This window comes from Cupriavidus sp. L7L (assembly GCF_004353535.1).
Lineage (GTDB): Bacteria > Pseudomonadota > Gammaproteobacteria > Burkholderiales > Burkholderiaceae > Cupriavidus > Cupriavidus oxalaticus_A.
Map to the genome: position 1 here is coordinate 246,230 of NZ_SMNY01000022.1, position 24,492 is coordinate 270,721.

Consider the following 24,492-nt stretch of genomic DNA (forward strand, 5'->3'; position numbering starts at 1 on the left):
TGCCGCTCACCTGCCGCTCACCTGCCGCTCATTTGCCAAGATATCCCTGCGTGCGGAACCATGCCAGCGCATCGCGCAGCCCTTCGCGGTAAGCGCGCGGCGCATAGCCCAACTGCTGGCGCGCCTTGGCCGACGTGAAGAACATCCGGTAGCGCGACATATTGAGCCCGTCGACGGTAATGAGCGGCTCCTTGCCGGTCACCCGCGCCGCCGCTTCCGCCGCACGCGCCAGCGGATACAGCGGCCAGCGCGGCAGTTGCATGGTGGGCGGACGCCGGCCGCACAGCTCGGCGATATCGCGCAGCATCTGCTGCAGCATCACGTCGTCACCGCCCAGGATGTAGCGCTCGCCGGTGCGGCCGCGCTCCAGTGCCAGGAAATGGCCCTCGGCGACGTCGTCCACATGCGCCAGGTTCAGCCCGGTATCTACGAAGGCCGGGATCTTGCCGGTCGCCGCCTCGACGATGATGCGGCCGGTCGGCGTGGGCCGGACGTCGCGCGGCCCGATCGGCGTCGACGGGTTGACGATCACCGCGGGCAGGCCATGCTCGGCCACCAGCCGTTCGACCACGCGTTCGGCCAGCACCTTGCTGCGCTTGTAGGCGCCGATGGCCTCGTGCGGGTGCATCGGCGCGGTCTCGTCCACCGGCGCCTGCGCGCCGGCGACGCGCAGCGTGGCAACGCTGCTGGTATAGACCACGCGCTCGACGCCGGCGCGCTGCGCGGCTTCCATTACCGCCAGCGTGCCATCGACGTTGGTGCGCACGATCTCCTCCGGATCGGGCGCCCACAGCCGGTAATCGGCGGCAACGTGGAACAGGTAGCGCACGCCCTGCAGCGCGGCGGCCACGGCGGCGGCGTCGCGCATGTCGCCCTCGGCCACCGTCACCGGCAGGCCGGCCAGGTTGGTGCGCGGGCTCTGCGGGCGCACCAGCACGCGCACGCTGAAACCCTGCGCCAGGGCCTGCCGCACTATCGCCGACCCGAGGAAACCCGAGGCTCCTGTCACCAGCACGTCATCGTTTCTCGTCATAAAGCCGTTTTCCCGGTGTGGTACAAGCGCCGCAAAGGCGGCGGGCCGCGCTCGCCGTCCGGCCCGCCGGGTCGCGGGGCTGCCAGACAAAGCGCGCGTGTCGGGTATATAGTAACCATCGTGCGACGGAAATGTGATCCTGATGAATCTCCGGTGCGGCGCCGGCCTGTGGATCGCAAATCCGGCCATCCCAATTGCTGAAACCCGTTGCAAAGGGTCTGGGGGTCTACTTTATGCAGGTGATTCTGGCTCAGCCCCGCGGCTTCTGTGCCGGCGTGGTGCGCGCGATCGAGATCGTCGACCGCGCCCTCGTCAAGCACGGCGCGCCGGTGTTCGTGCGGCATGAGATTGTGCATAACAAGCACGTAGTAGAGGGGTTGAAAGAAAAAGGCGCGCGTTTTGTCGAAGAACTCGACGAAGTTCCGACCGGCGCCGTGACCATCTTCAGCGCGCACGGCGTTTCCCGCGCGGTCGTCGCCGATGCCAGCCAGCGCCAGCTGCATGCCATCGACGCCACCTGCCCGCTGGTGATCAAGGTCCATACCCAGGGCCGCCAGTACGCTGCCAGCGGCCGCACCGTGATCCTGATCGGCCATGCCGGCCATCCCGAGGTGGAAGGCACCATGGGCCAGATCCCGGGCAAGGTGATCCTGGTGCAGAACGAGGCCGAGGTCGAGCAGCTGGACCTGCCGCCCGAAACGCCGGTGGCCTACGTCACGCAGACCACGCTGAGCGTTGACGACACCCGCAATATCATCGCCGCGCTGGCCCGCCGCTTCAGCAACCTGGTCGGCCCCGATACGCGCGACATCTGCTACGCCACGCAAAACCGCCAGAGCGCCGTGCGCGACCTGTGCAAGCTGGCCGACGTCATCCTGGTGATCGGCGCGACCAACAGCTCCAACTCCAACCGCCTGCGCGAGATCGGCACCGAAAGCGGCGTGCCCAGCTACCTGATCGCCGACGGCAGCGAGCTGGACCCGGCCTGGGTGCGCGACGCCAACGTGGTCGGCATCACCGCCGGCGCCTCGGCGCCCGAGGAAATGGTCGAGGACGTGATCGCCGCATTGCGCAAGCTGGGCCCGGTCGAGGTCACCACCATGGCAGGGCGCGAGGAGCATGCCGAATTCCGCCTGCCCGCCGAACTGGCCGAGGTCAGGCCATCCGCCGCGCCGCGCAAGGCTGGCAAGGCCGCCGCCCGCGCCGAAGCCGACACCGCGCCTGCCGCTGCCGGCACCAGCGAGAATATCGCCGGCTGAACCCAACCAGAGGAAGCTGCCTTGGCCATCCCGCTCCTGCAGGTTGCCCGCGTGGGCGCCTACATCGTCGGCAAGCATCTGTCGCGGCAAAAACGGTATCCGCTCGCGCTGATGCTGGAGCCGCTGTTCCGCTGCAACCTGGCCTGCTCGGGCTGCGGCAAGATCGACTACCCCGATCCCATCCTGAACCAGCGCCTGTCGGTGCAGGAATGCCTGGACGCGGTCGACGAATGCGGCGCGCCGGTGGTCTCGATCGCCGGCGGCGAACCGCTGTTGCACAAGGACATGCCGGAGATCGTGCAGGGCATCATCGCCCGGCGCCGCTTTGTCTACCTGTGCACCAACGCGCTGCTGATGGAGAAGAAGCTGGACCAGTACCAGCCCAGCCCTTATTTCATCTGGTCGGTGCACCTGGACGGCGACCGCGAGATGCACGACCGCTCGGTGTGCCAGGAAGGCGTCTACGACCGCGCGGTGGCGGCGATCCGGCAGGCCAAGGAACGCGGCTTCCGCGTCAATATCAACTGCACGCTGTTCAACGATGCCGAGCCCGAGCGCGTGGCCAGTTTCTTCGACTCGGTCAAGGCGCTGGGGGTGGACGGCATCACCGTGTCGCCGGGCTATGCCTATGAGCGCGCGCCCGACCAGCAGCATTTCCTGAACCGCGGCAAGACCCGGCAGCTGTTCCGCGACATCCTCGGCCGCGGCCGCGCGGGCAAGAACTGGGCCTTCAGCCAGTCGACGCTGTTCCTGGACTTCCTGGCGGGCAACCAGACTTACCATTGCACGCCGTGGGGCAACCCGGCGCGCACGGTGTTCGGCTGGCAGCGGCCGTGCTACCTGGTCGGCGAGGGCTATGCCAAGACCTTCCGCGAGCTGATGGACGAGACCGACTGGGACGCCTACGGCACCGGCAACTACGAGAAGTGCGCCGACTGCATGGTGCACAGCGGCTACGAGGCCACCGCGGTGGCGGATACCTTCGCCCACCCGCTCAAGGCGCTGGGCGTGAGCCTGCGCGGCGTGCGCACCAGCGGGCCGATGGCGCCCGATATTGCGCTGGACCGGCAGCGGCCGGCGGAGTACGTATTCTCGCGCCACGTCGAGATCAAGCTCGAGGAAATCCAGCGCGCGAAGCCGCCCGCCAATCAGGGCCGGCAGGCGGCCAAGGCCGAAGGCGCCGCCACGCACTGATCCCGGAACCGTGCCATGCTCGCCGCCAGCCTGACCGGCGCTGCGCTGACCTGCGTGTCGGCGGGCTTGCGCTGGCCGCGGCGTCGGTGGCGCGCCGTCGAAGCGCGCGCGCCGGCTGCCGTCATTGCGCGTGGGCCTGCACGTGGTATTGGCTGACGGGCCCGCCACGCTGCCGCGCGCGCGGATCCCGGCGCTGGTCGATGCGCAGGGCCGCTTCGGCTCGACCATGGCGCTGGACGGCTGCCGCTTCTTCTTCCTGCCGCATGTGCGGCGCCAGCTGGCCGCCGAGATCCGCGCGCAGTTCGACGCCTTCGCCGCGACCGGGCTGCCGCTGGACCATGTCAACACGCACAAGCATTTCCACCTGCACCCGACCGTGCTGGCCCTGATCCTGCAACCGCCGCCACAACGAACTGGTGAGCGCCGTGTTGTGGCAGCTCGCGGGGCTGGTCACCGGCACGCTGGAAGTGTGGTTTGCGCTGATGCTGCTGGGCCACCCGGTGCCGTTCTGGCATGCGCTGGCGATCGAGGCGCTGACGCAGGCCGCGCGCAACGTCACGTTCTTCGTGCCAGTGGGGCTCGGCGTGCAGGAAGCGGTGGTGATGCTGCTGGGGCAGGCGCTGGGGATGGATGCGCAGGTCGGCTGGCGCTGGCGCTGGTCAAGCGCGCGCGCGAGGTGCTGTTCGGCGTGCCGGCGCTGCTGTCGTGGCAGTGGGCGGAGCTGCGGCGCTGGCGCCGCAGCCGCGCGCGCGAGGCGGGAAAAGCCTAGTCGGCGTTCTGCCGGGCGTTGTGCGTGGTCAGGTAGCTCACCAGTCCGTCCACGCCGGCGCGCGCGACGATATCGGCGAACTGCTTGCGATACACCTCGATCAGCCACGCGCCCATCATGTTGATGTCATAGATGCGCCAGCCGGCGGCGGTGCGCTGCAGCCGGTAGTCGATCTGCATCTCGTCGGCATTGTTGATCACGCGCGTCTGCACCACCACGTCGGAGGCGTCGCTGCCGGCTTTGGACGGCTGGTAGCGGAACTTGACGTTCTGCTCGCGCAGCTGCGCCAGCGATACGGCGTAGCTGCGCACCAGCAGCGTCTCGAACTGCTCGTAGAGCTGCTTCTGCTGCTCGGGCGTCGCGCTGCGCCAGGCGCTGCCGACCGCCAGCCGCGTGGTGCGCCGGAAATCGGCATAAGGCAGGAATTGCTTGCGCACGACCGCGGTGATCTTGGCGAGGTCGCCGGCGCGCGTGTCGGGGTTGGACTGGATCGTGCCGACCACGCCTTCGACCGCCGTCTGCACCAGCTTCTCGGGGCTGGCGCCGGGCTGGACCGCCTGGGCGTGCGCCGTTGCAACCATGACCACCGCCGCAAGCGGCACCAGGGGGAGCAAACCGTAACTCTTCATGATCTCGTGCAGGAAGGACAGGGTAGCCGCGCGTGTGGCGCATGGCTGTCAGGCGCGGTTGGCAAGTGTGCGGCCAGTATAAGCGGAACACTCCTGCGCTGCTCCGCCCCGTATGCCGCATATGCCACGCCGCCAGCCGATATACTCGCGGTTCGTGCTCCTTCCGGATCCGCCCATGCTGACTACGCTGCTGACACGCATCGTCCGGCTCGCCACGGCCTGGCCCTGGCGGGTCATCATGCTGGCGGCATTGCTGAGCGCTGCGAGCGGCGTCTACGTCGCGCGCAACTTCGCGATCAACACCGACATCGGCCGCCTGCTCGAATCGGACGCGCCGTGGGCACAGCGCAATGCCGCCATCAATGCCGCCTTCCCGCAGCGCAGCCAGCTGCTCCTGGCGGTGGTCCAGGCGCCAGCCGCGGAGCTGGCAGATGCCGCCGCCGATGCGCTGGCCGAGGCATTGCGCCGCCAGCCGGCGCGCTTCACCGCCGTCGTCCAGCCTGGCGGGGGAGCGTTCTTCGCGCGCAACGGGCTGCTGTTCGCCAGTTCCGACGAAGTCCGCCAGCTGTCGCAGCAACTCGTGCAGGCGCGCCCGCTGGTCAGCGCGCTGGCGCACGACCCCACGCTGCGTGGCCTCTCCGATACGCTCACCACCACGCTGACGCTGCCGTTGCAGTTGGGCCAGGTCAAGCTTGGCGACATGGCCAAGCTGCTCGGCAGCAGCGCACAGGCACTGGACCAGGTGCTGGCCGGCAGGCCCGCGGCGCTGTCGTGGGCCGGACTGGTCGAAGACAGCCTCAAGCCCGGCCCCGGCGGCCATGCCTACAGCTACGTCGCCGTGAGCCCGGTGCTCGACTACAGCGACCTGCAGGCCGGCGCCGCGGCCTCGCGCGCGATCCGGCAGGCGGCCGCCGACCTGCAGCTGGCGCAGCGCTACCAGGCGACGGTGCGGCTGACCGGCCCGCAGGCGCTCGCCGACGATGAATTTGCCTCGGTCAGCGACGGCGCCGCGCTCAACGGCGTGCTGACCGTACTGGTGGTGGTGCTGATCCTGTGGCTGGCGCTGCGTTCGGCGCGGCTGATCGTGGCCGTGCTGGCAAGCCTGTTCGCCGGGCTGGTGATCACTGCGGCGCTGGGACTGGCCATGGTGGGCGCGCTGAACATGATCTCGGTGGCGTTCGCGGTGCTGTTCGTCGGCCTCGGCGTGGACTTCGGCATCCAGTTCGGGGTGCGCTACCGCGCCGAGCGCCATGACCGCGACCACGCGGTCGAGGCGCTGGGAATGGCCGCGCACGCGGTCGGCGCGCCGCTTGCGCTGGCCGCGGCCGCGACCGCGGCGGCGTTCTTCTGCTTCCTGCCGACCGATTACCGCGGCGTGGCCGAGCTGGGCCTGATCGCCGGCGTCGGCATGATGATCGCGTTCGCCACCACCTTCACGTTGCTGCCGGCGCTGGTCTGCGTGCTGCGGCCCGGCGGCGAAGCCGAGGCGCCCGGCTTTGCCTGGCTGGCGCCGGCGGACCTGTTCTTCGAGCGCTACCGCAAGCCGGTGCTGCTGGTGACGCTGCTGGCCATCCTCGCCGGCGCGCCGCTGCTGCCGGGCCTGCGTTTCGATTTCGATCCGCTGCACCTGAAGGACCCGCAGTCCGAATCGATGGCGACGCTGCTGGCGCTGAAGGACGCGCCGCAGGCCGGCACCGAAAACGTGAGCGTGCTGGCGCCGTCGCTGCAGGCGGCGCGCGACAGCGCCGCCCGGCTCGCGGCCCTGCCCGAGGTGGCGCGCGCGGTCACGCTGCAGAGCTTTATCCCGGAAGACCAGCCGCCCAAGCTGCAGGCGATCGCGCAGGCGTCGGCCGCGCTGATGCCGGCGCTCACGCAGCCCACCGCCACGCCCGCGAACGACACCGCCCGCGTCAATGCGCTGCGCAACGCGGCGCGCCAGCTCGCCATCGCCGCCGACGAGCATCCCGGCCCCGGCGCGGCCGAAGCCGCGCACCTGTCGGCCACGCTGAAGAAACTCGCCGGCGCCAACGCGGCCACGCGCGACCGCGCCGAGCGCGCGATCGCGCTGCCGCTGCAGCTGGCGCTGGCCCGGCTCAGGCTCGCGCTCAGCCCGCGCCCGGTCAGCCGCGAGACACTGCCGCCTGAACTGGTGCGCGACTGGGTCACGCCCGATGGCCGCGCGCTGGTCAGCATCAGCCCGAAGCTGCCGCCGGCCGGCAGCGCGCAGCGAGAGGCCGCGCTGGACCGCTTTATCGCCGCGGTGCAGCGCGCCGAGCCTGCCGCCACCGGCGGGCCCATCGCCGTGCGCGGCTCGGCCAACACCATCATGACGGCATTCGGGCAGGCCGGCGCCTGGGCGGTGCTGTCGATCACGCTGCTGCTGTGGATCACGCTGCGCCGCTTCGGCGACGTGCTGCGCACGCTGGTGCCGCTGCTGGTGTCGGCCATCGTCACGCTGGAGCTGTGCGTGCTGTTCGGCATTGCGCTGAACTTTGCCAACGTGATCGCGCTGCCGCTGCTGCTGGGCATCGGCGTGGCCTTCAAGATCTATTACGTGATCGCCTGGCGGCACGGCAAGACCAAGCTGCTGCAATCGAGCCTGACGCATGCGGTGCTGTACAGCGCCGCCACCACCGCCACCGCCTTCGGCAGCCTGTGGCTGTCGCACCATCCCGGCACCGCCAGCATGGGCAAGCTGCTGGCGCTGGCACTGGTATGCACGCTGGTGGGCGCGGTGTTCTTCCAGCCGATCCTGATGGGCCGCCCGCGCGAAGAGGCGCAGCCCGGCCACGACAAAACCGCCGCGCCTTCGCCCTGAGCCGTCCCGACTTCCCGCACCTTTTTCGTACGATGCCTTTCCGCACCCGCCCGCGCGCGCCTGCCATTTCCCTTGCCGCCATTGCCGCCGCGGCCCTGCTCGCCGGCTGCGCCACCGGCCCGCAGGCCAACCCCGACGATCCGCTCGAACCGATGAACCGCGCCGTGTTCAAGGTCAACGACAAGCTCGACCAGTACGTGGCCAAGCCGGTCGCGCAGGGCTACAAGGCGGTCACGCCGGAGCCCGTTCGCACCGCCGTCACCAACTTCTTCTCGAATCTCGCCGACGTCGGCAACTTTGCCAACAACCTGCTGCAGGGCAAGGGCGTGGCGGCGGCCGAAAGCTTTATGCGGGTCGCGGTCAATTCCGTGCTCGGGCTGGGCGGGCTGATCGATATCGCCACGCCGGCCGGGCTGGAAAAGCGTTCGCAGGATTTCGGCCTGACGCTGGGCACGTGGGGCGTGCCGTCGGGGCCCTACCTGGTGCTGCCGTTGTTCGGTCCGAGTTCATTCCGCGACGGCGTGGGCCTGTATGTGAATTTCCAGTTCGATCCCATCACCTATGCCGAACCGGCGGTACGGAATTCGCTGTTTGCCGCCAACGTGGTCGACGTGCGCACCAACCTGCTGGGCGCGACCGACCTGCTGTCGCTGGCGGCGCTGGACAAGTATGCGTTCGTGCGTGACGCGTACCTGCAGCGCAGGCGCTACCTGCTGGGGGAAAACACGGCGCTGCCCGACTATGGCGACGAGGACGACGCGGACAACGCGGACAACGCGAGCGGCAAGGGCGACAACCAGGACAACAAGGACAGCAAGGACAGCAAGGACAGCAAGCCTGCCGCGCCGGCCGCTGCGCCGACGCCGACGCAGCCGGTGGCGCCGCGCTGAGGCGGCGCCTGCGCCCGGATCAGCTGCCGATACCGAGCAGCACCACCTCGAACGTCAGCGTCGCGTTCGGCGGAATCGTGCCCGGCACGCCGCGCGCGCCATAGGCGGTCGAGGCCGGGCAGGTCAATTTGGCCTTGCCGCCCACCTGCATCGCCTGCACGCCTTCGGTCCAGCACGGGATCACGCGGTTGAGCGGGAACGAAATCGGCTGGCCGCGCTTGTACGAGCTGTCGAACTCGGTGCCGTCGGCGAGCGTGCCGCGGTAGTGGACCTGTACCGTGTCGGTGTCCTTGGGCGAGGCGCCGGTGCCCTTGACCAGGTGCTGGATGGTCATGCCCGAAGGCAGCGCCTGCGGCGCCGCGGGGGCGGCGGGGGCGGCCGGGGTGGATGCAGCCGGCCCCGCCGCCATGGCAGAGGCAGCGGCGCAGGCCAGAGTCAGGGATCCGACAAAAAGCGCGAGAGTTTTCATGGAAAAGGCCATCGTGTTGTCGTGATTGGGATGCGGCAGTGTAACTTAGGCGGGCATCCCCTCGGCGTGCCAGCGCCCGATGGAGCACAGGCGGGTTGCGCCATGCGGCGTATGCGGCGTATGCGCCGGATTGCGACACAGGGCCCGTTGCATGCCCCGTTTTGCGGTCTACGATGATTCTGACAGTCCCGGCGCGGCCGGGCCGCACGGAGGATGCCATGGCATTGACGGACTCAAGGGATCTCGCGGTCACCACCCAAAACGCCCGCTCGGTCGAGCTGTACGAGACGGCATTGCGACTGCTGAACGGCTACTACGGCGACCCGCTCGGCGTCATCGACGCCGCGCTCGACGCCGATCCCGGCTTTGCCATGGGCCATGCCTTGCGCGCCGGCCTGATGCTGACCGCCGGCGACGGCACCGCCGAGCCCATGCTGCGCGACAGCGTGGAAGCCGGCGAGGCGCTGGGCGGGCTGAACGAGCGCGAGCAGCGCCACCTGGCCGCGGCGCGCGCGTGGCTGGACGGCGAGTTTGAGCGCTCGCTGCGGCTGTACGGCGATATCGTGGTCGACTATCCGCGCGACCTGCTGGCGATCCAGGTGGCGCACCTGGGCGACTTCCTGCTGGGGCAGTCGTCGATGCTGCGCGACCGCATCTCGCAGGTGCTCCCGCACTGGGACGAAGGCATGCCGGGCTACGGCTACCTGCTCGGCATGCATGCGTTCGGGCTGGAAGAAACCCAGCTCTACGGCCGCGCCGAGGAAAGCGGCCGGCGCGCGCTGGAACTGAACCCGCGCGACCCGTGGGCGGTGCACGCGGTGGCGCACGTGATGGAGATGCAGGGGCGGCTCGACGACGGCATCGCCTGGCTGAATGCACGCCGCGACGACTGGTCCGAGGACAACATGCTGGCCGTGCACAACTGGTGGCACCTGGCATTGTTCCAGCTCGAAGCGGGCAACACCGACGACGTGCTGGCACTGTACGACCACGAGATCAGCCGCCCGGCGCCGGCGATCGCGCTGGACCTGGTGGATGCCTCCGCGCTGCTGTGGCGGCTGCGCCTGCGTGGCGTCGACGTAGGCACGCGCTGGCAGCCCGTGGCGGACGACTGGCTGGGCCGCGGCGCGGCCGGATACTACGCCTTCAACGACGTCCACGCCGTGATGGCGAGCCTGGGCGCGCACCGGCCGGCGGCCGTCGACCAGTTGCGGGCCGCGCTCGAGCGCGCCGCGCTGGGCAACGGCACCAACGCCATGATGGCGCGTGACGTGGGACTCCCCGTTGCCGATGCGCTGATCGCGTTCGAGCAGGGCGACTACACCGGGGCGATCGACCTGCTGCTGCCGGTGCGGCTGATCGCCCATCGCTTCGGCGGCAGCCATGCGCAGCGCGACGTGATCGGCCTGACGCTGCTCGAGTCGGCACTGCGTGCCGGCCGCCGCAACCTGGCGATTGCGCTGACTGCCGAGCGTGCCGCGCTCAGGCCCGTGAGCCCGAGCCTGCACCGGCTGGTGCAGCGCGCGGACAGCTGCCGGCCATGATGTGGCCCCATAAAGCGGACCCGCGAGGCGGCCCAGCGCCGCCTATACTGCACCTGACCGCACCTGGCCGCACCCGAGCGCCCCCGACCCAGCACCTGACCGGAGACCGCCCCATGCCGAACCGCTTCCGCTCGCTGATGCTCGCCGCCAGCGCCACGCTGGCGCTGGCCGCTGTACCCGCCCTGGCCCACCACGGCTGGTCGACCTACGACGAGACCAAGCCCCTGACGCTGACCGGCAAGATCGTCGAGAGCCACTACGAGAACCCGCACGCGCATATCCGCATCGATGCGGGCGGCAAGCGCTGGCTGGCGATCCTTGCGCCGGTGTCGCGCATGGAAGCGCGCGGCGCCACCGCCGACAAGGTCGCCGTGGGCCGCGAGGTCACGCTGGTCGGCTACGCCAGCAAGGACAAGGCCGATGAGCTGCGCGCCGAGCGCATCACCGTGGACGGCAAGACCGTCGAGCTGCGCTGAGCCGCCACGCGCGCCATGGCGGCACTGCTGGCGCAATGGAGCGAATGGGCCGCCGGGCTGGCACGGCTGCCGTTCGCTGCCGCGTTGCGCTCCTCCCCGTGGGCCTACCCGGCGGTGGAAATCGTCCATCTCGCCGGCATGGCGCTGCTGTTCGGCTCCATCGTCGTGGTTGACATGCGCCTGGCCGGGCTCGGGCGCCGGCTGCCGGTCAGCCTGCTGCTGCGCCATGCACTGCCGTTCACGGTAGCGGCCTTTATCGCCGTCGCCGCCAGCGGCGTGCTGCTGTTCATGGCGCACGCGGACGAACTGGCCACCAATCCCGCCTTCCTCGCCAAGCTGTGCCTGGTCGCGCTGGCGCTGCTCAACGTCGCGTGGTTCCACACCGTGCCCTACCGGCGGCTGCATGACAGCCGGCTCGGCTGGGACGTTGAGCGCGCGCCGCCGGCCGGCGCGCGCATCAGTGCCATCGTGTCGGTGGTGATGTGGGTGCTGGTGATCTGTGCCGGACGCCTGATCGCCTACGTCTGAGGGACGCACCGCGCACCGGCTGAATCAGCCCGTTGCGGGGGACAGCGTGCCCAGCGCCGCGACCAGCGCCAGCACCGCCGTGCCCGCAGCCGCTTCCAGCGCCACGCTGCGCCGCAGCGCGCGCGCCGCCATGGCGGCCTGGCCCGTGCGCAAGGCCTGCGCCAGCCGAGGGGCGTGGCGGAAGCGGTTGGCCGCGGCCAGCGCCAGCATCGCCATGAACAACGCGAGCTTGGCGGCCAGCAAGCCGCCGTATGCGGTGGCCGAGAAGTCCGGCAGCGCAGCACCGACGACGAAGCCGTAGTTCAGTACGCCGGTCAGCACCAGCGTGACGACAATGCCGGTGCCGAGTCGGGCGAAGCCGTTGGCCGTGCGGCTGAGCAGCGACAGCGCGGCGGGATCGGATCCGGACCGTGCCCGCGACAGCAGCACGAAGGCGGCCAGCGCACCAGCCCACGCACCCGCGGCAAGCAAGTGCGCCGCATCGGCGGCCAGGTGCACGTAATGGCCAATCCCCTCGCTCATCGCGCCGTGGCCGGCCCAGGGCAGCGCTGCCAGCGCCACCGCCGACAGCGTCGCCAGCGATACGGCCTGCGCTACGGGCCGCGCGCGCAGCACCAGCATGGCGGGCAGGCACAGCACCAGCGCTGCCACGCGCACCGACCAGGCCAGGCCGTATGCCGTGCCGGTCAGGATCATGGCGAAGACCTCGCGGTCCAATGCGGCATACGACGCCGCGCCGCTCATCGTCCTGGCCATCACCGCCAGCCCGGCCAGCGACAGCACGATGCCGGCCAGCGCGAAACCGAGCGCCATGGCACGGCACTGCGCGGCGAAGCGCGCACCGTGCGCACCGTGCTCATCGCGCCGCAGCGAAGCCAGGCAGAACAGCGGCAGGCCGAACGCCAGGCCCAGGACGACATAGAGCGCCAGGCGCAGCACCACGGCGAGCCAGTCCATCGCTCGCGATCACTTGACAGTGAAAGAGAAATTGCCGGTGACGGGATGCGTGTCGGCCGACACGGCGCGCCATTCGACGCGGTAGCTGCCCGCGGGCAGCGGCTGCGCCGGCGTGATCACCATGGCCTTGGGGTCGCTGCTGGCGGACACCCTGACGGCCATCTTCATCGGCGCATGGCTGGCCATGCCGGGCATGCCGGTCATCACCAGGTTGGCGCCGGAAAACTGCGTGACGAGGTCTTCCGAGAAGGTCAGCTCGATCTTCTGCGGCGCGGCCACCTCGGCCTTGTCGGCGGGCGAGGACGTGACCAGCCTCGGATGCGCAAGGGCTGCGCTGCTGGCCAGCGCGGCGGCCGCGGCGGCAATGGTGGCGATCAGGGGGCGCTTGATTCGCATGGCTGTGCTCCGTATTGGTAGTAAGAAAGAAAAATGGCGGCCGCTCAGAACCACATGCGCACGCCGGCCACGAAGCGCGTCTCGCCGGCGCGGCCGCCGGAGGTACGGATCATGTCCGCCGTGTTGCCGAAGGCCTGGTAGCGCTCGACGCCGATATACGGCGCGAACTGCCGGCTGATCTCATAGCGCAGGCGCACGCCCGCGGTGCCGCTGGACAGGCCGCTGCCGATGCCGGTCTCGGGGTCGTTCTTGCCGTACAGGTTCGCTTCGATGCGCGGCTGCAGGATCAGGCGCTGCGTCAGCAGCAGCTCGTACTCGGCGGCAAGCCGCAACGCAGTGCGGCCGCTGGTGCCGAGGTAGGCGGTGGCGTCGACCTCGAACCAGTACGGCGCCAGCCCCTGGATGCCGAATGCCAGCCAGTTGCGCGCGGGCCGGCCGCTGCCGGCATCGTTGCGCAGGCCCAGCTGGGTATCCCAGTAGGTGGCCACCGCATGGCCCCACAGCAGTTCGGTGCGGGCGTCATGCATCTTCCCCTTGGCGGCCTCGCCTTCGGCCTTCAGCACGAGCTTGTCGTAGCTGTTGCCGAACCACGCCTGCGCCTCGTAGGCCGCGGCGTTTTCGCCGCTGGCGTGCGCCCACTCCAGTCGGTCGACCAGCACGGAAGCGAACAGGTGCTCGTCGGCCATCACCAGCTGGCGCTTGTCGCCCAGCGCGTACTTGCCGACGCCGAGCTGGTAGCCGCCGGAATACGCGTTCGGATCGCGCGCATCGGGCGGGGCGCTGCCGCCCTGCATCTTCATGTCGCCGTGATCCATCGCGCCGGATTGCTGCATCGGCTGCGTCGGCTGCGTCGGCTGCATCGGCTGCATGGGTTCCATGGGCTGCATCGGCTGCATCGGCTCCATGCCTTGCATCGGGGAAGTGTCCTGCGCCGGCACACCATGGCCCTGGTGGCCCGCGTGCGGATCCTGCGCCGACGCGGCGCCCATCGCGGCCAATGCCAGCACGGCGGCCGCGACGCGGGTGGCTGGCCTGGCCAGCGAACGGGAAGCCTTCTTCATCGCCGTCATCACGCCACCACCACTTCGCGGAACATGCCCGCATCCATATGCATCATCAGGTGGCAATGCCAGGCCCAGCGTCCCAGCGCATCGGCGGTGACGAGGAAGCTGATGCGCTGCGCCGGCTGCACGGGGATGGTGTGGCGCCGCGCCTGGAAGCTGCCGTCCGGCGCTTCCAGTTCGCTCCACATGCCGTGCAGGTGCATCGGGTGGGTCATCATGGTGTCGTTGTGCAGGATCACGCGCAGCCGTTCTCCGTACTTGAAATAGATCGGCGTCGACTTGCCGAATTCCACACCGTCGAACGACCACGTGTAGCGTTCCATGTTGCCGGTCAGGTGCAGTTCGACTTCGCGGCCCGGGCCGCGCGGATCCATCGGTCCGCCGATGGTGTGCTGGTCGGCCAGCGTCAGCACGCGCCGGCCGTTGTTGCGCAGGCCGATGCCGGGATCGTCGAGGTTGGTGCGTGCCGTGTCGACGCGCATGTCGGTGCCGGCGCCATACTCGGTGCGGGCGTGGCGCGCGACCTTGCTCGGCACCTTGAGCGACGCCTCGGCCGGCATCGCCGCCATGCCGTGCTGGCTGTGATCCATGCCGTGCATGCTGCCGTGGTCCATGCCATGCGCGCCGCCATGGCCCATGCCACCCATGCCACCCATGTCGCCCATCATGTCCGCCATGGTCAGCCACTCCGGCTTGTCCAGCGCGGGCACGGGTGCCGAAAGTCCTTCGCGCACGGCCAGCGTGCCGCGCGCATAGCCGGTGCGGTCGATCGCCTGCGCGAAGATGGTGTAGGCGTCGTCCTGCGGCGCGACCACGACGTCGCAGGTCTCGCCCGGGCCGAAGCGGAATTCGTCGACGGTGACCGGCTCCAGGTCCTGCCCGTCGGCCTGCACCACGCGCAGCTTCAGGCCGGGAATGCGCACGTCATAGAAGGTATTGCCCGAGCCGTTGATAAAGCGCAGCCGCACGGTTTCGCCGCGGCGGAACAGCCCGGTCCAGTTGCCGGCAGGCGTGACGCCATTGGTCAGGTAGGTCAGCGTTGCGCCGGACAGGTCCGCGAGATCGGTCGGGCTCATCCGCATCTGGTTCCACATGCGGCGCTTGTCCAGCGCCTGCTTCATCCCGTCGCGTGCCGCGTCGCGGAAAAAGTCGACGGCGGTCGGCTGGTTGTAGTTGTAGTAGTCGCTCTGCACCTTCAGCTTGGTCAGCACCCGCATCGGGTCTTCGTCGGTCCAGTCGGACAGCAGCACGGTGTGGTCGCGGTCGGCGTGTCCGTGCTCGCGGCCCGCTGCCGGGTCGATGACGATGCCGCCGTAGACCCCTGTCATCTCCTGGAAACCGGAGTGCGAGTGGTACCAGTAGCTGCCCTGCTGCGCCACCTTGAAGCGGTAGGTGAAGGTCTCGCCCGGGGCAATGCCGGCAAAGCTGATGCCCGGCACGCCGTCCATCCCGAACGGCAGGATGATGCCGTGCCAGTGGATCGAGGTCGCCTCGCGCAGCCGGTTGGTGACGCGGATGGTGACGGTGTCGCCCTCGCGCCAGCGCAGCGTCGGGCCCGGCAGCATGCCGTTGATGGTGGTCGCCACCATCGGCTTGCCGGTGAAGTTGACCATCGACTCGCCGATCACGAGGTCGAACTCGGTGCCGCGCAGCACCGGCGCGGTTCCCGCCGCGGCGGCAGCGGTGGCGCGGTGGGGCGTGCCGGCCAGCGCGCTGGCGCCGCCAAACCCCGCCAGCCCGGCGACCACGCCGCCGGCCACCAGTCCCTGGACGAAGCGGCGGCGTGGCAGGTCGGGAGGCGTGGGCAGCAAGAGGCCCGTAGGTCGGTGGCGTCGCATGGCTTCAAATTGTTGATCAAGGCAAGCCAAGCGTAGCTAGCGCCACCCTACCCTCGCCTGACCGGAACATGACAATCCGGTAATCTTCCGGTCATGTTCTCGCGCGCCGCGCGCGCGTACAGTTGCCGCAACCATTGATTGCAAGGAATCCAGGGCCAATGAAGCTTCTCGTAGTGGAAGACGAGTCCAAGACCGGGGAGTACCTGCGCCAGGGCCTGACGGAAGCGGGCTTTGTCGTCGACCTGGTGCACAACGGCCTGGACGGCCAGCACCTGGCCATGACCGAGCCCTACGACCTCGTCATCCTCGACGTGATGCTGCCGGACATGGACGGCTGGCGCATCGTACAGGCGCTGCGCGCCGCCGAAATCGCCGTGCCGGTGCTGTTCCTGACCGCGCGCGACAGCGTGGCGGACCGCGTCAAGGGCCTGGAACTGGGCGCCGACGATTACCTGGTCAAGCCCTTCGCTTTCTCCGAACTGCTGGCGCGCGTACGCACCCTGCTGCGGCGCGGCGCCGCGCATATGGCGCTCGACCGGATCCAGGTGGCCGACCTTGTGCTCGACCTGGGCCGCCGGCGCGCCACACGGGCCGGGCGCCGCATCACGCTGACCAGCAAGGAGTTCGCGCTGCTCGAACTGCTGGCGCGCCGCCGCGGCGAAGTGCTGCCGCGCTCGCTGATCGCCTCGCAGGTGTGGGACATGAACTTCGACAGCGACAGCAACGTGATCGACGTGGCCATCCGCCGCCTGCGCGCCAAGATCGACGACGGCTTCGAGCCCCGGCTGATCCAGACCGTGCGCGGCATGGGCTATGTGCTGGAGGCGCCGGACCCGGAGGATGCGGCATGAAGGCCCGGCTGTCGCTGACGGCGCGGCTCACGATCCTGTTTTCGCTGTCGTCGGCGGTGGTGCTGCTGGGGCTGGGCGTGCTGATCTGGCTGGCGATGGACAGCCATTTCGCCGACGAAGACTATGCCGTGCTGGACGACAACGTGCGCCTGGTCCGCAAGATCGCGGCCGAAGGCCCGATGGCGTCGCTGCCGCAGCGGCTGGGGCAGGCGCTGGAGCACCATCCCGGCTTCGTCGCCGAGGTGCGCAACGCGGATGGCCAACGCGTGTACGCCACGCATGGCTTCGATTTCGGCCCCGCGCAGGCCGTTGCCACGGCAGCGCAGCGCGATACCTTCGCCTGGGAGCAGCGCGGACAGGCCTACCGCGGCTTGCGCGCCGTGGCGCAGGTGCCGGGTGCCGGCGCGCTGCGCATCGTGGTCGGCATGGACACCGCGCTGCATGCGCACTTCATGCAGGCGTTCCGCAAGTCGCTGGCCTTCTACACCGCGCTGGCCGCGCTGGCCAGCGGGCTGCTGGGCTGGTGGGCGGCCCGCCGCGGGCTGGCGCCGCTGCGCACCATGGCATCGCGCGCACGCACGGTCACCGCGCACAAGCTCGACGAGCGCATGCCGGTGGAAGCGGTGCCGGTGGAAATGGCCGACCTGGCCGCCACGCTCAACGCCATGCTCGCGCGGCTGCAGGACGACTTCAGGCGCCTGTCGGAATTCTCCTCCGACCTGGCGCATGAGTTGCGCACGCCGATCACCAACCTGATGACGCAGACCGACGTGGTGCTGTCGCAGCCGCGCGATGCGGCCAAGTACCGCGAGGTGCTGGCGTCAAACGCCGAGGAGCTCCAGCGGCTCGCGCGCATGGTGTCCGACATGCTGTTCCTGGCCAAGATGGAACACGGCATCACGCTGCCCAGCGCCGAGCCCATCACGCTCGAGCAGGAAGTCGCGGCCCTGTTCGACTTCTACGATGCGCTGGCCGAGGACAAGGGCGTGCAGCTGCGGCAGCGCGGCAGCGGCCGCATCACCGGCGACCGGCTGATGGTGCGGCGCGCGCTCAGCAACCTGCTGTCCAACGCGCTGCGGCACGCGACCGCGGGCAAGCCGATCATGGTGACGATCGTGCCGCGCGCGCAGGCAGGCGCGGATGCGGTGGATATCGTGGTCGAAAACGAAGGCGAAACCATTCCGCCCGAATTCGTGCCGTCGCTGTTCGACCGTTTTTCGCGCGCCGACAAGTCGCGCGCGCGGCCAGAGTCGGACGGCACCGGGCTGGGCCTGGCGATCACGCAGGCGATCATGGCCGCGCATGGCGGCGCCATCGCCGCCGAGTCGATCGCGGGCAGGACGCGCTTCGTGCTGACGTTCCGCGCGCGGCGCGAACAGGACATCGTGCGGACGTGATTGCCGGCGGGCTGCATGGCATGTAAAAAAACCGCCCGAGCCAGTAAGGCCGTTGGGGGAGCTGGCAAGGGCGCAAAAACCGCCGGATGCGGCTCCAGCGGCGGTCCGATGCTACGCAATTCCGCCCTGATCGAATGGCAACAATTGTGTCGGCGGACCCACGCTTAACCCGCCGGCAATGCGATCCGGAATGTCGCGCCGGCGCCTGCCGCGCTCTGCACCGTGACCTTGCCGCCATGCCGCACGGCCACCGCGCGCACCAGCACCAGGCCCAGCCCCGTGCCGTCCGGCGCGCCCTGCCGGCCCTCGTGCAGGCGCACGAAGGGCTCGAACAGCCGCGCCTGGTCGGCCTCGTCGATGCCGGGGCCGTGGTCCTGCACCGCGATCACGAAATGCTGGTGCGCGTGCGTCAGCGTCACCGCCACCTCGGCACCGTGTGGGCTAAATTTGATCGCGTTGCTGACCACGTTGGCGATGGCCCGCACCAGCAGCGCGGGCTCGCCACGCAGCACGGCGGGCTCGTCGGGCAGGTCGACCTGCAGCGATACGCTGCGGGCATTGGCCAGCGCCCATAGCTGATCGGTGGCATCCAGCACCAGGCCGCCAAGCTCGACCTCGGTAAAGGCGAGCGACTGCGACTCGGCGCGCGCCACGCTGATGAAATCGTCGGCCAGCGTCATGGTGCGGCGCGCGTGGGCGGCGATGCGGTGCAGCACGGCGCTGTTGCTGTCGCCGGCGCTTCCGGCCTGCGCGGCGCGATGGTGGCCGTCGTCGGTGTCGGCGGCATCGTCGGTGTCTGCGGTGTCGGCGGCATTGCGGCGGGCGCGGCGCTCGTGCAGCTCGATCAGCGCCAGGATCGATGCCTGCGGCGAGCGCATGTCATGCGACAGGAAGCGCAGCATCTGCTCGCGCTGGCGCTCGGCCACGCGGATCGCCGTGATGTCGGTGACGCTGACGATCAGCCCCGCCACCGCGCCGGATTCTCCGTGCAGCGGCGCGCCGTGCACCAGGTAGCGGCGGTCGCCACGCCCGGCCACCTCGATGCCGCCCTCGGGCACGGGCTCCTGCCCCGGCCGGACCCCGGCATGGCGGTCATGCAGCGCGTGCCAGTACGCCAGCGCCGGCGCGGGCGCCGGGAACAGCGCCTCGATCACGTCGCGGATCGGCGGGCGCGGCTGGCCGCTATCGGTTGCCGCGGCCATGTTCCCGAGCACCGCCGGCGCCAGCGCCACGCAGCGGCGGTTGGCCAGCATCACGCCGCCCGCCAGGTCGCAGATGGCGGTGGCATCGGGCAGGCTTTCCACCCCGTCGGAGAGGAATCGGCGCATGCCGCGCAGCCTGGCGCTCATGCCATAGACGGCGCGCATGCGGCTGTCCAGCGTGGCGCCGGTGTAGTGCGGTGCCGGCATCAGTCCCGGCTCGCGCTCCAGCCGCGCCAGTTCGTCGGCCAGGAAGCGCAGCGCCGCTTCCTGGCGGCGCCACGCCCACAGCGGGTAGAACAGCAGGCAGCCCAGCGCCGCCGCGGCCGGGGCGAACCAGAACCGTGCTAACGCCAGCAGCGCCAGCGAGCCGCCCAGCAGGGCCGCCAGCAGCAGCCCGGTGGCGACCAGCGCGCCACGCGGCGGCAAACGCAGCGCGGCCAGCGCCGCCAGCAGCACCGCCAGCAGCGTTCCCGCGAGCTGCCAGCCGCGCGGCACCGCCAGGATGGCGTCGCCGTCGGTCAGCGCCTGCAGCGTATTGGCCAGGATCTCGACGCCGCTCATGCCGCGGCCGTCGCGCGACACCGGGGTGGGCAGCACATCGCCCATGCCGGTGGCCATGGCGCCGACCAGCACCGCCTTGCCGGCAAAGCGCGCGGGATCGACGCGGCCTTCCAGCACGTCGCGCGCCGACACGCGCGCAAAGGTGCCGGGCGGGCCGGCGTAGGGAATGCGCAGGCGGCCGCTGCGCTGCCAGCCGTTGCTTTCGGCGACGCGAGCGGCTTCGTGGCGGTAGCTGTCGAGCGCGCGCGGTGCGCGTCCCGGTTCTGCCAGCATGCCGGCCATCACCGCCGCAAGGTGCGGCACGCCGGCGCCCTCGACCGGCTGCGGCCCTTCGCGCAGCCAGACCTGGCGCGCCACGCCGTCGGTATCGACCACCATGTTGATATGGCCGACCGCGGCGCCCAGCCCCGCCAGCGGATAGCGCACCAGCATGCCGCCGGTGCCGCCGGTGCTCGGTTCGGCCACCACCGGCAGCACCACATTGCCCGCCTGCGCCAGGCTGCGCGCCAGCAGCGCGTCGTCCTGCGGATAGCGGGTGTCGCGCTCGGACAGGATCACGTCGACGCCGATCACGCGCGGGCCGCCGCCGGCAATGCGCTCGACCAGTTGCCCCAGCACCGCGCGGCGCCAGGGCCAGCGGCCGATGGCGGTGATGCTGGCGTCGTCGATGGCGACGATGACGATGTCGTCGCGGGCGGGATGGTGCTGGGCGGCGATGGCGGTGTCGTAGGCGGCCAGGTCGGCGCGTTCGGTCCAGCCCTGGCGCGCGGCCAGCAGCACCAGCGCCAGCACCGCCGCGACCAGCACGCACCATTCTGCCAGCGTGCGGCGGCCGAAGGCGCGCCCCGGCGCGATCGGCGCGTCCGGCTCCGGCGCCGCGGCGGGCTCAGTGGAGGCGGATGCGGCCACCGCCACCCGTCCCGCCACCCGCGCCGCCACCTGTCCCACCACCCGCGCCGATGGCACCGCCATTGCCGTCCATCAGGTAGGTGAAGACCTCGATGCGCTGCGGCGTGGAGAAGGCCGCCGGGTCGGGCGCGGTCCCCGGCGCTGCGCGGGCGACCCTCACGTAGTAGACGCCGGGCGCCGGACGCGGCAGCTCGATGGCGTTGGTTTCGCTGTGCTGGTCCACCAGCAGCGTGGCAAAGCCGGCATCGGCCGACAACTGGACCCGGTAGCCGGTGCCCGCACCACGGTCGGCGGGCCAGCCGATCTGCAGCGTCTTGCCGTCGTCCTGCATCGACGGCACCGGGCCCGGCGGCTCGACGCGATAGGCGACCGGCGCCGACCAGGGACCGGGCCGGCCCGCGGCGTCGACGCTGCGCACGCGCCACCAGTACTGGCCCGGCGCCTGCGGCTGCGCGCTGGCCGGCTCGGCGGCGGGATGCAGTGCCACCTCGCTGGCGAAGCCGGCATCCGCGGCCACGGCCAGTTCATAGCTGCCGGCGCCGGGCACCGCCGCCCAGGCGAACGCCACCGTCTCGCCATAGCGCACCGCATCGGCGGCTGGCTGCAGCGTGAACGGCGCCGGCGGGTTCAGCCGCACGGCCACCGGCGCCTGCGCGGCAAGGCCGGTCAGCCGGTTGGCGTCGATGGCGCTGACGGCAAGATAGAGCGTGCCTTCCGGCAGGCCCTCCGGACGCGCGCGGGTGTCGGTGGTGGTGCCGCTCCAGGCCAGTTCCGTCAGCGCCGCGTCGCGCGCCACCGTGACACGGTACGCGCTGGCGCCGGGCACCGGCTGCCAGGCGGCGTCGAAGGCCGGGCCCAGCACGGTATCGGCCGGGGGCAGCAACACCGGCGCCGGCAACAGCGCCACCGGCTGCGACAGCCGGCCACGATCGGACACGCCGACGCCGTAGCCGGCGCTCACTTGCGCCGCCGCCGTCATGGCGCGACCGGCGGGTAGGGGCCTGGCCTGGCGCGCCGCGCTGATGCCCACGCGGCCTTCCAGCACCTCGCTGCGGCTGCCGGCGGCGTCGGCCGCAACCCGGTAGCTGGTGCCGCGCACGCCCGTGACCATCATCGGCGTATGCAGCTCGAAGCGGCCCACGCCGCTGCCCTCGGGCGCCACGCGGGTATCGGCGCCGCCCTGGTCGATGCGGATCACGGTATCGGTCAGGCCGCTGCGCGCGAACGTACGCAGCCGGCGCACGGCCACCGTGGTATTTGGCGGCAACGTGATGCGGCTGCGATCGGGCAGTTCCAGCGTGACCGAGCCGGCCGCCGGGGTCTCGATCCGTGCCGATTCGTCCAGCGACATGCCCACCTGCACCGCACGGCCGTTGGCGCGCACTTCGCCGTTGACATAGACCACGCGCGCCGACGCGGCCTGCTCGGGGATCTGGCTCAGCGGGATGCGCAGCCGCGAACCGGGCACCAGCCGGTAGGGATCCGCCACGCCGTTGAGCCGCTGCAGCGTGCGCCAGCCATCGGACGAGGCCATGTAGCGCTCGGCCAGCCCGATCAGGGTATCGCCCGGCTCCACCAGGTACAGGAAATCGGCGCCCTCCGCGCCCGCCGGCCCGCCCTGGGCCGGACCCGCCACGCCGGCCAACCAGGCCAGCGCAGCCGCGCCAATCCACTTACGCATCCGCCGCGGCCTCGTCAGCTTCCGCTTCGCCAGCGGAAATTTCCTCAAAGCGATAGCCGTGCGAATACACCGACGTCAGCCGCACGCCGTTTTCGGGGCGCAACGCCAGCTTCAGCCGCAGCCGCGAGATATGGGTATCGAGCGTGCGCGAGCCGGCGCCCATGGCGCGGCCCCAGACCGCCTGCTCCACCACCTCGCGCGCCAGCAGGCGCCCGGTATTGCGGAACAGGAACAGGGCCAGCTCATACTCGCGCGGCGACAGCTGCACGGGCTGGCCGCCGATGGTAATGGCGCGGGTATGGGGATCGACGGTGTAGTTACCGCGCCGGATCAGCTCGACTTCCTGCGCGGCCTCGGGATAGGCGCGGCGCAGCAGCGAGCGCACGCGCGCGACCAGCTCGCCGGCGCGGATGGGCTTGAGCATGTAGTCGTCGGCGCCGACGCTCAGGCCGGCGACGATGTCGGCCTCGCCGGTACGGCTGGTGACAAACAGGATCGGCGGCATGTTGCCGGACTTCTGGCGCACCCAGCTGACCAGTTCATAGCCGCTGGTGCCGGGCAACTGCCAGTCGACCATCAGCAGGTCAAACGCCCGTTCGCGCAGCGCGCGCAGGAAATCGGCGCCATTGGCGAACGATTCGCACTCGAAACCGGCCTCGCCCAAAATCTGCCGGATCAGTTCGGCCTGATCCGGATCGTCCTCCACCGAGGCAATTCTCATCCACTCCCCCTGCCTACTGCGACTGCCACTGCGACTGCGCGCCGGGCAATACTGACGGCTGCTCTGATATCCACCCTGGCGGGCGCGGCCCATGGTCAATCGCGCGGCAAGCGTGGCCGAAGCAAGCCGGAAGTCGCAATGTTACCTAACAGCGACACCCGCCGTCGAGGCTACCGACGAGGGGCATGCCGCAACATGCCGGGATCGGTCATCGATCCGAGGCGAAAAACCGGCCAATCGCAACGATCGCGGGCGAGCGGGGGCGGCGGACTGGCGGCATGCAGGGGTTCACCCTATATACGTTGCGCGAGAATCGTTCTGCGAAATGGAGCGCTGCGGCATTTCTCCCGCCGGATTTGCCCCAAACTATTGCCGCCCACACCCGAACGGGCAAAAACATCCCCCGAATGTGGTAATGCATTTGAAACAAAGCGAAACAAATGCACCGAAACACGGACCTTCCGCACCAGGAGCCCGCATTCGGCGCGCATTCAAGGTGCACCCATCTGAAATTCAGTCCAAACCGCGCAGGCAAGCACACTCAGGGAATTCACTGAATCGAATGCGAAGTAGAAGACGTTAATATCTCCTATCGGAACCTCTCATCATGATTAGGCGCTTCGCCTGATTGACACATCGGGAAAATTCGGCAGAATGATTCCCACTTGTGCAGCGCCCTTTGGGGTGTGTCATTTGGTGTGTTGTTCCGTGACGTTTTCGGTTGTCACGACAGCGACATATCGAGGTCATACGGATGCAGCAGCGGAACCAAAACAATCCGTTGCCTGCGTTGCACACGGTGTATAACGAGCGTTTTTCGCTCATTTTGAAATCCAAGGTTGAGATAGATATGGAAACCGGTACCGTTAAGTGGTTCAACGACGCCAAGGGCTTCGGCTTCATCACGCCGGACGCAGGCGGCAACGATCTGTTCGCGCACTTCTCCGCAATCGAAGGCTCGGGCTTCAAGTCGTTGAAGGAAGGCCAGAAGGTGCGCTACGTCAAGGCCATGGGCCAGAAGGGCGAGCAAGCCACCAAGATTCAGGCCGTCTGATACCGGTTTAGGACCGGCCCGGTCCGGCGGCGTCTCGCGACGCCGCGCCGGCCAGCAAGCCCCGCAGCTCCGGCGCGGGGCTTTTCTTTTGCGCGCCGGCAATGCGCTGCCGCCTCCCTGCCGCCGGCCAGGGCGCCGCGATGCCAGGGTTGATGTTGCTATAATCGCCCGACCCACAACCACCGCCCGCGCATGGGCGCGCACACCGTTGCGTGCGAAGCGCGGGAAGGTATGCAGCGTGTCGAGGAGTTA

Annotated in this window: 20 protein-coding genes and 2 pseudogenes; 12 read left to right on the forward strand and 10 right to left on the reverse strand. The window is 69.9% G+C overall.

Going from position 1 to position 24,492, the window contains the following annotated elements:
* Positions 1 to 28: 28 nt before the first annotated feature.
* A complete protein-coding gene (gene hpnA, locus E1J61_RS20580; RefSeq protein WP_133095860.1) occupies positions 29 to 1,033 on the reverse strand; it encodes a hopanoid-associated sugar epimerase in 1,005 nt (334 codons plus the stop codon).
* A 233-nt stretch (positions 1,034 to 1,266) separates the two neighbouring features.
* Between hpnA and ispH the strand changes: the two genes are divergently transcribed.
* The 4 genes and pseudogenes from ispH to E1J61_RS20600 form a co-directional block, all read left to right on the forward strand.
* Positions 1,267 to 2,292 (forward strand): 4-hydroxy-3-methylbut-2-enyl diphosphate reductase, encoded by a 1,026-nt coding sequence (gene ispH, locus E1J61_RS20585; RefSeq protein ID WP_133095861.1) that lies wholly within the window; start codon positions 1,267 to 1,269, stop codon positions 2,290 to 2,292.
* Positions 2,293 to 2,313: 21 nt separating this feature from the next.
* A complete protein-coding gene (gene hpnH, locus E1J61_RS20590; protein ID WP_133095862.1) occupies positions 2,314 to 3,486 on the forward strand; it encodes an adenosyl-hopene transferase HpnH in 1,173 nt (390 codons plus the stop codon).
* Between the two features lie 100 nt (positions 3,487 to 3,586).
* Positions 3,587 to 3,883 (forward strand): annotated as a pseudogene (locus E1J61_RS20595) (ChbG/HpnK family deacetylase); the annotation flags it as partial.
* A pseudogene (locus E1J61_RS20600) lies at positions 3,882 to 4,255 on the forward strand (lysylphosphatidylglycerol synthase domain-containing protein); the annotation flags it as partial. The pseudogenes E1J61_RS20595 and E1J61_RS20600, both read left to right, overlap by 2 nt.
* Here the strand turns inward: E1J61_RS20600 and E1J61_RS20605 are convergent.
* A complete protein-coding gene (locus E1J61_RS20605; protein WP_133095863.1) occupies positions 4,252 to 4,884 on the reverse strand; it encodes a phospholipid-binding protein MlaC in 633 nt (210 codons plus the stop codon). The pseudogene E1J61_RS20600 and the gene E1J61_RS20605 sit on opposite strands and share 4 nt — an antisense overlap.
* A 175-nt stretch (positions 4,885 to 5,059) precedes the next feature.
* Between E1J61_RS20605 and E1J61_RS20610 the strand changes: the two genes are divergently transcribed.
* On the forward strand, positions 5,060 to 7,702 hold the full coding sequence (locus E1J61_RS20610; protein ID WP_133095864.1) for an MMPL family transporter: 2,643 nt from the start codon (positions 5,060 to 5,062) through the stop codon (positions 7,700 to 7,702).
* 32 nt (positions 7,703 to 7,734) lie between these two features.
* On the forward strand, positions 7,735 to 8,592 hold the full coding sequence (locus tag E1J61_RS20615) for a VacJ family lipoprotein (protein WP_133095865.1): 858 nt from the start codon (positions 7,735 to 7,737) through the stop codon (positions 8,590 to 8,592).
* A gap of 19 nt (positions 8,593 to 8,611) precedes the next feature.
* On the opposite strand, the gene E1J61_RS20620 is transcribed toward E1J61_RS20615, so the two are convergent.
* Entirely contained in the window at positions 8,612 to 9,061 is a 450-nt protein-coding gene (locus E1J61_RS20620) for an FKBP-type peptidyl-prolyl cis-trans isomerase (protein WP_133095866.1), read from the reverse strand.
* Between the two features lie 218 nt (positions 9,062 to 9,279).
* Here E1J61_RS20620 and E1J61_RS20625 point away from each other — a divergent pair, with 218 nt between their 5' ends.
* The 3 genes from E1J61_RS20625 (at position 9,280) to E1J61_RS20635 (ending at position 11,609) form a co-directional block, all read left to right on the forward strand.
* Positions 9,280 to 10,605: a tetratricopeptide repeat protein gene (locus E1J61_RS20625; RefSeq protein WP_133095867.1), complete on the forward strand. Its 1,326-nt coding sequence runs from the start codon at positions 9,280 to 9,282 to the stop codon at positions 10,603 to 10,605.
* Positions 10,606 to 10,718: 113 nt separating this feature from the next.
* Entirely contained in the window at positions 10,719 to 11,081 is a 363-nt protein-coding gene (locus E1J61_RS20630; RefSeq protein ID WP_133095868.1) for a DUF6152 family protein, read from the forward strand.
* 15 nt (positions 11,082 to 11,096) lie between these two features.
* Positions 11,097 to 11,609 carry a DUF6644 family protein gene (locus E1J61_RS20635; protein WP_133095869.1) on the forward strand — a complete coding sequence of 171 codons (513 nt, stop codon included), beginning with the start codon at positions 11,097 to 11,099 and terminating at the stop codon, positions 11,607 to 11,609.
* Positions 11,610 to 11,633: 24 nt separating this feature from the next.
* Here E1J61_RS20635 and copD read toward each other — a convergent pair whose 3' ends face one another.
* Genes copD through E1J61_RS20655 form a run of 4 tightly spaced genes read right to left on the reverse strand, consistent with a single transcriptional unit; the run spans position 11,634 to position 15,864 of the window.
* Positions 11,634 to 12,566, reverse strand: a complete 933-nt coding sequence (gene copD, locus E1J61_RS20640) for a copper homeostasis membrane protein CopD (protein ID WP_133095870.1) — start codon at positions 12,564 to 12,566, stop codon at positions 11,634 to 11,636.
* Positions 12,567 to 12,575: 9 nt separating this feature from the next.
* Entirely contained in the window at positions 12,576 to 12,962 is a 387-nt protein-coding gene (gene copC / locus E1J61_RS20645; protein WP_133095871.1) for a copper homeostasis periplasmic binding protein CopC, read from the reverse strand.
* A 44-nt stretch (positions 12,963 to 13,006) separates the two neighbouring features.
* A complete protein-coding gene (locus tag E1J61_RS20650) occupies positions 13,007 to 14,023 on the reverse strand; it encodes a copper resistance protein B (RefSeq protein WP_133095872.1) in 1,017 nt (338 codons plus the stop codon).
* An 8-nt stretch (positions 14,024 to 14,031) separates the two neighbouring features.
* On the reverse strand, positions 14,032 to 15,864 hold the full coding sequence (locus tag E1J61_RS20655; RefSeq protein WP_133095873.1) for a copper resistance system multicopper oxidase: 1,833 nt from the start codon (positions 15,862 to 15,864) through the stop codon (positions 14,032 to 14,034).
* A gap of 158 nt (positions 15,865 to 16,022) precedes the next feature.
* On the opposite strand from E1J61_RS20655, the gene E1J61_RS20660 reads away from it, so the two are divergent.
* Positions 16,023 to 16,715 carry a heavy metal response regulator transcription factor gene (locus E1J61_RS20660; protein WP_133095874.1) on the forward strand — a complete coding sequence of 231 codons (693 nt, stop codon included), beginning with the start codon at positions 16,023 to 16,025 and terminating at the stop codon, positions 16,713 to 16,715.
* Complete coding sequence (locus E1J61_RS20665) at positions 16,712 to 18,112, forward strand: heavy metal sensor histidine kinase (protein WP_133095875.1); 1,401 nt, start codon at positions 16,712 to 16,714, stop codon at positions 18,110 to 18,112. Before E1J61_RS20660 ends, E1J61_RS20665 begins: the two co-directional genes overlap by 4 nt.
* Positions 18,113 to 18,276: 164 nt before the next feature.
* On the opposite strand, the gene E1J61_RS20670 is transcribed toward E1J61_RS20665, so the two are convergent.
* The 3 genes from E1J61_RS20670 to E1J61_RS20680 are packed head-to-tail and all read right to left on the reverse strand — an operon-like array spanning position 18,277 to position 23,186.
* Positions 18,277 to 20,847, reverse strand: a complete 2,571-nt coding sequence (locus tag E1J61_RS20670) for a CHASE2 domain-containing protein (RefSeq protein WP_133095876.1) — start codon at positions 20,845 to 20,847, stop codon at positions 18,277 to 18,279.
* A complete protein-coding gene (locus E1J61_RS20675; RefSeq protein WP_133095877.1) occupies positions 20,762 to 22,465 on the reverse strand; it encodes a FecR domain-containing protein in 1,704 nt (567 codons plus the stop codon). The genes E1J61_RS20670 and E1J61_RS20675 overlap by 86 nt, the downstream gene beginning before the upstream one ends.
* Entirely contained in the window at positions 22,458 to 23,186 is a 729-nt protein-coding gene (locus E1J61_RS20680) for a response regulator transcription factor (protein WP_133095878.1), read from the reverse strand. Before E1J61_RS20680 ends, E1J61_RS20675 begins: the two co-directional genes overlap by 8 nt.
* A gap of 850 nt (positions 23,187 to 24,036) precedes the next feature.
* Between E1J61_RS20680 and E1J61_RS20685 the strand changes: the two genes are divergently transcribed.
* The gene (locus tag E1J61_RS20685; protein ID WP_029045406.1) at positions 24,037 to 24,240 is read left to right on the forward strand and encodes a cold-shock protein; all 204 of its coding nucleotides are present in this window, start codon (positions 24,037 to 24,039) and stop codon (positions 24,238 to 24,240) included.
* Positions 24,241 to 24,492 lie beyond the last annotated feature (252 nt).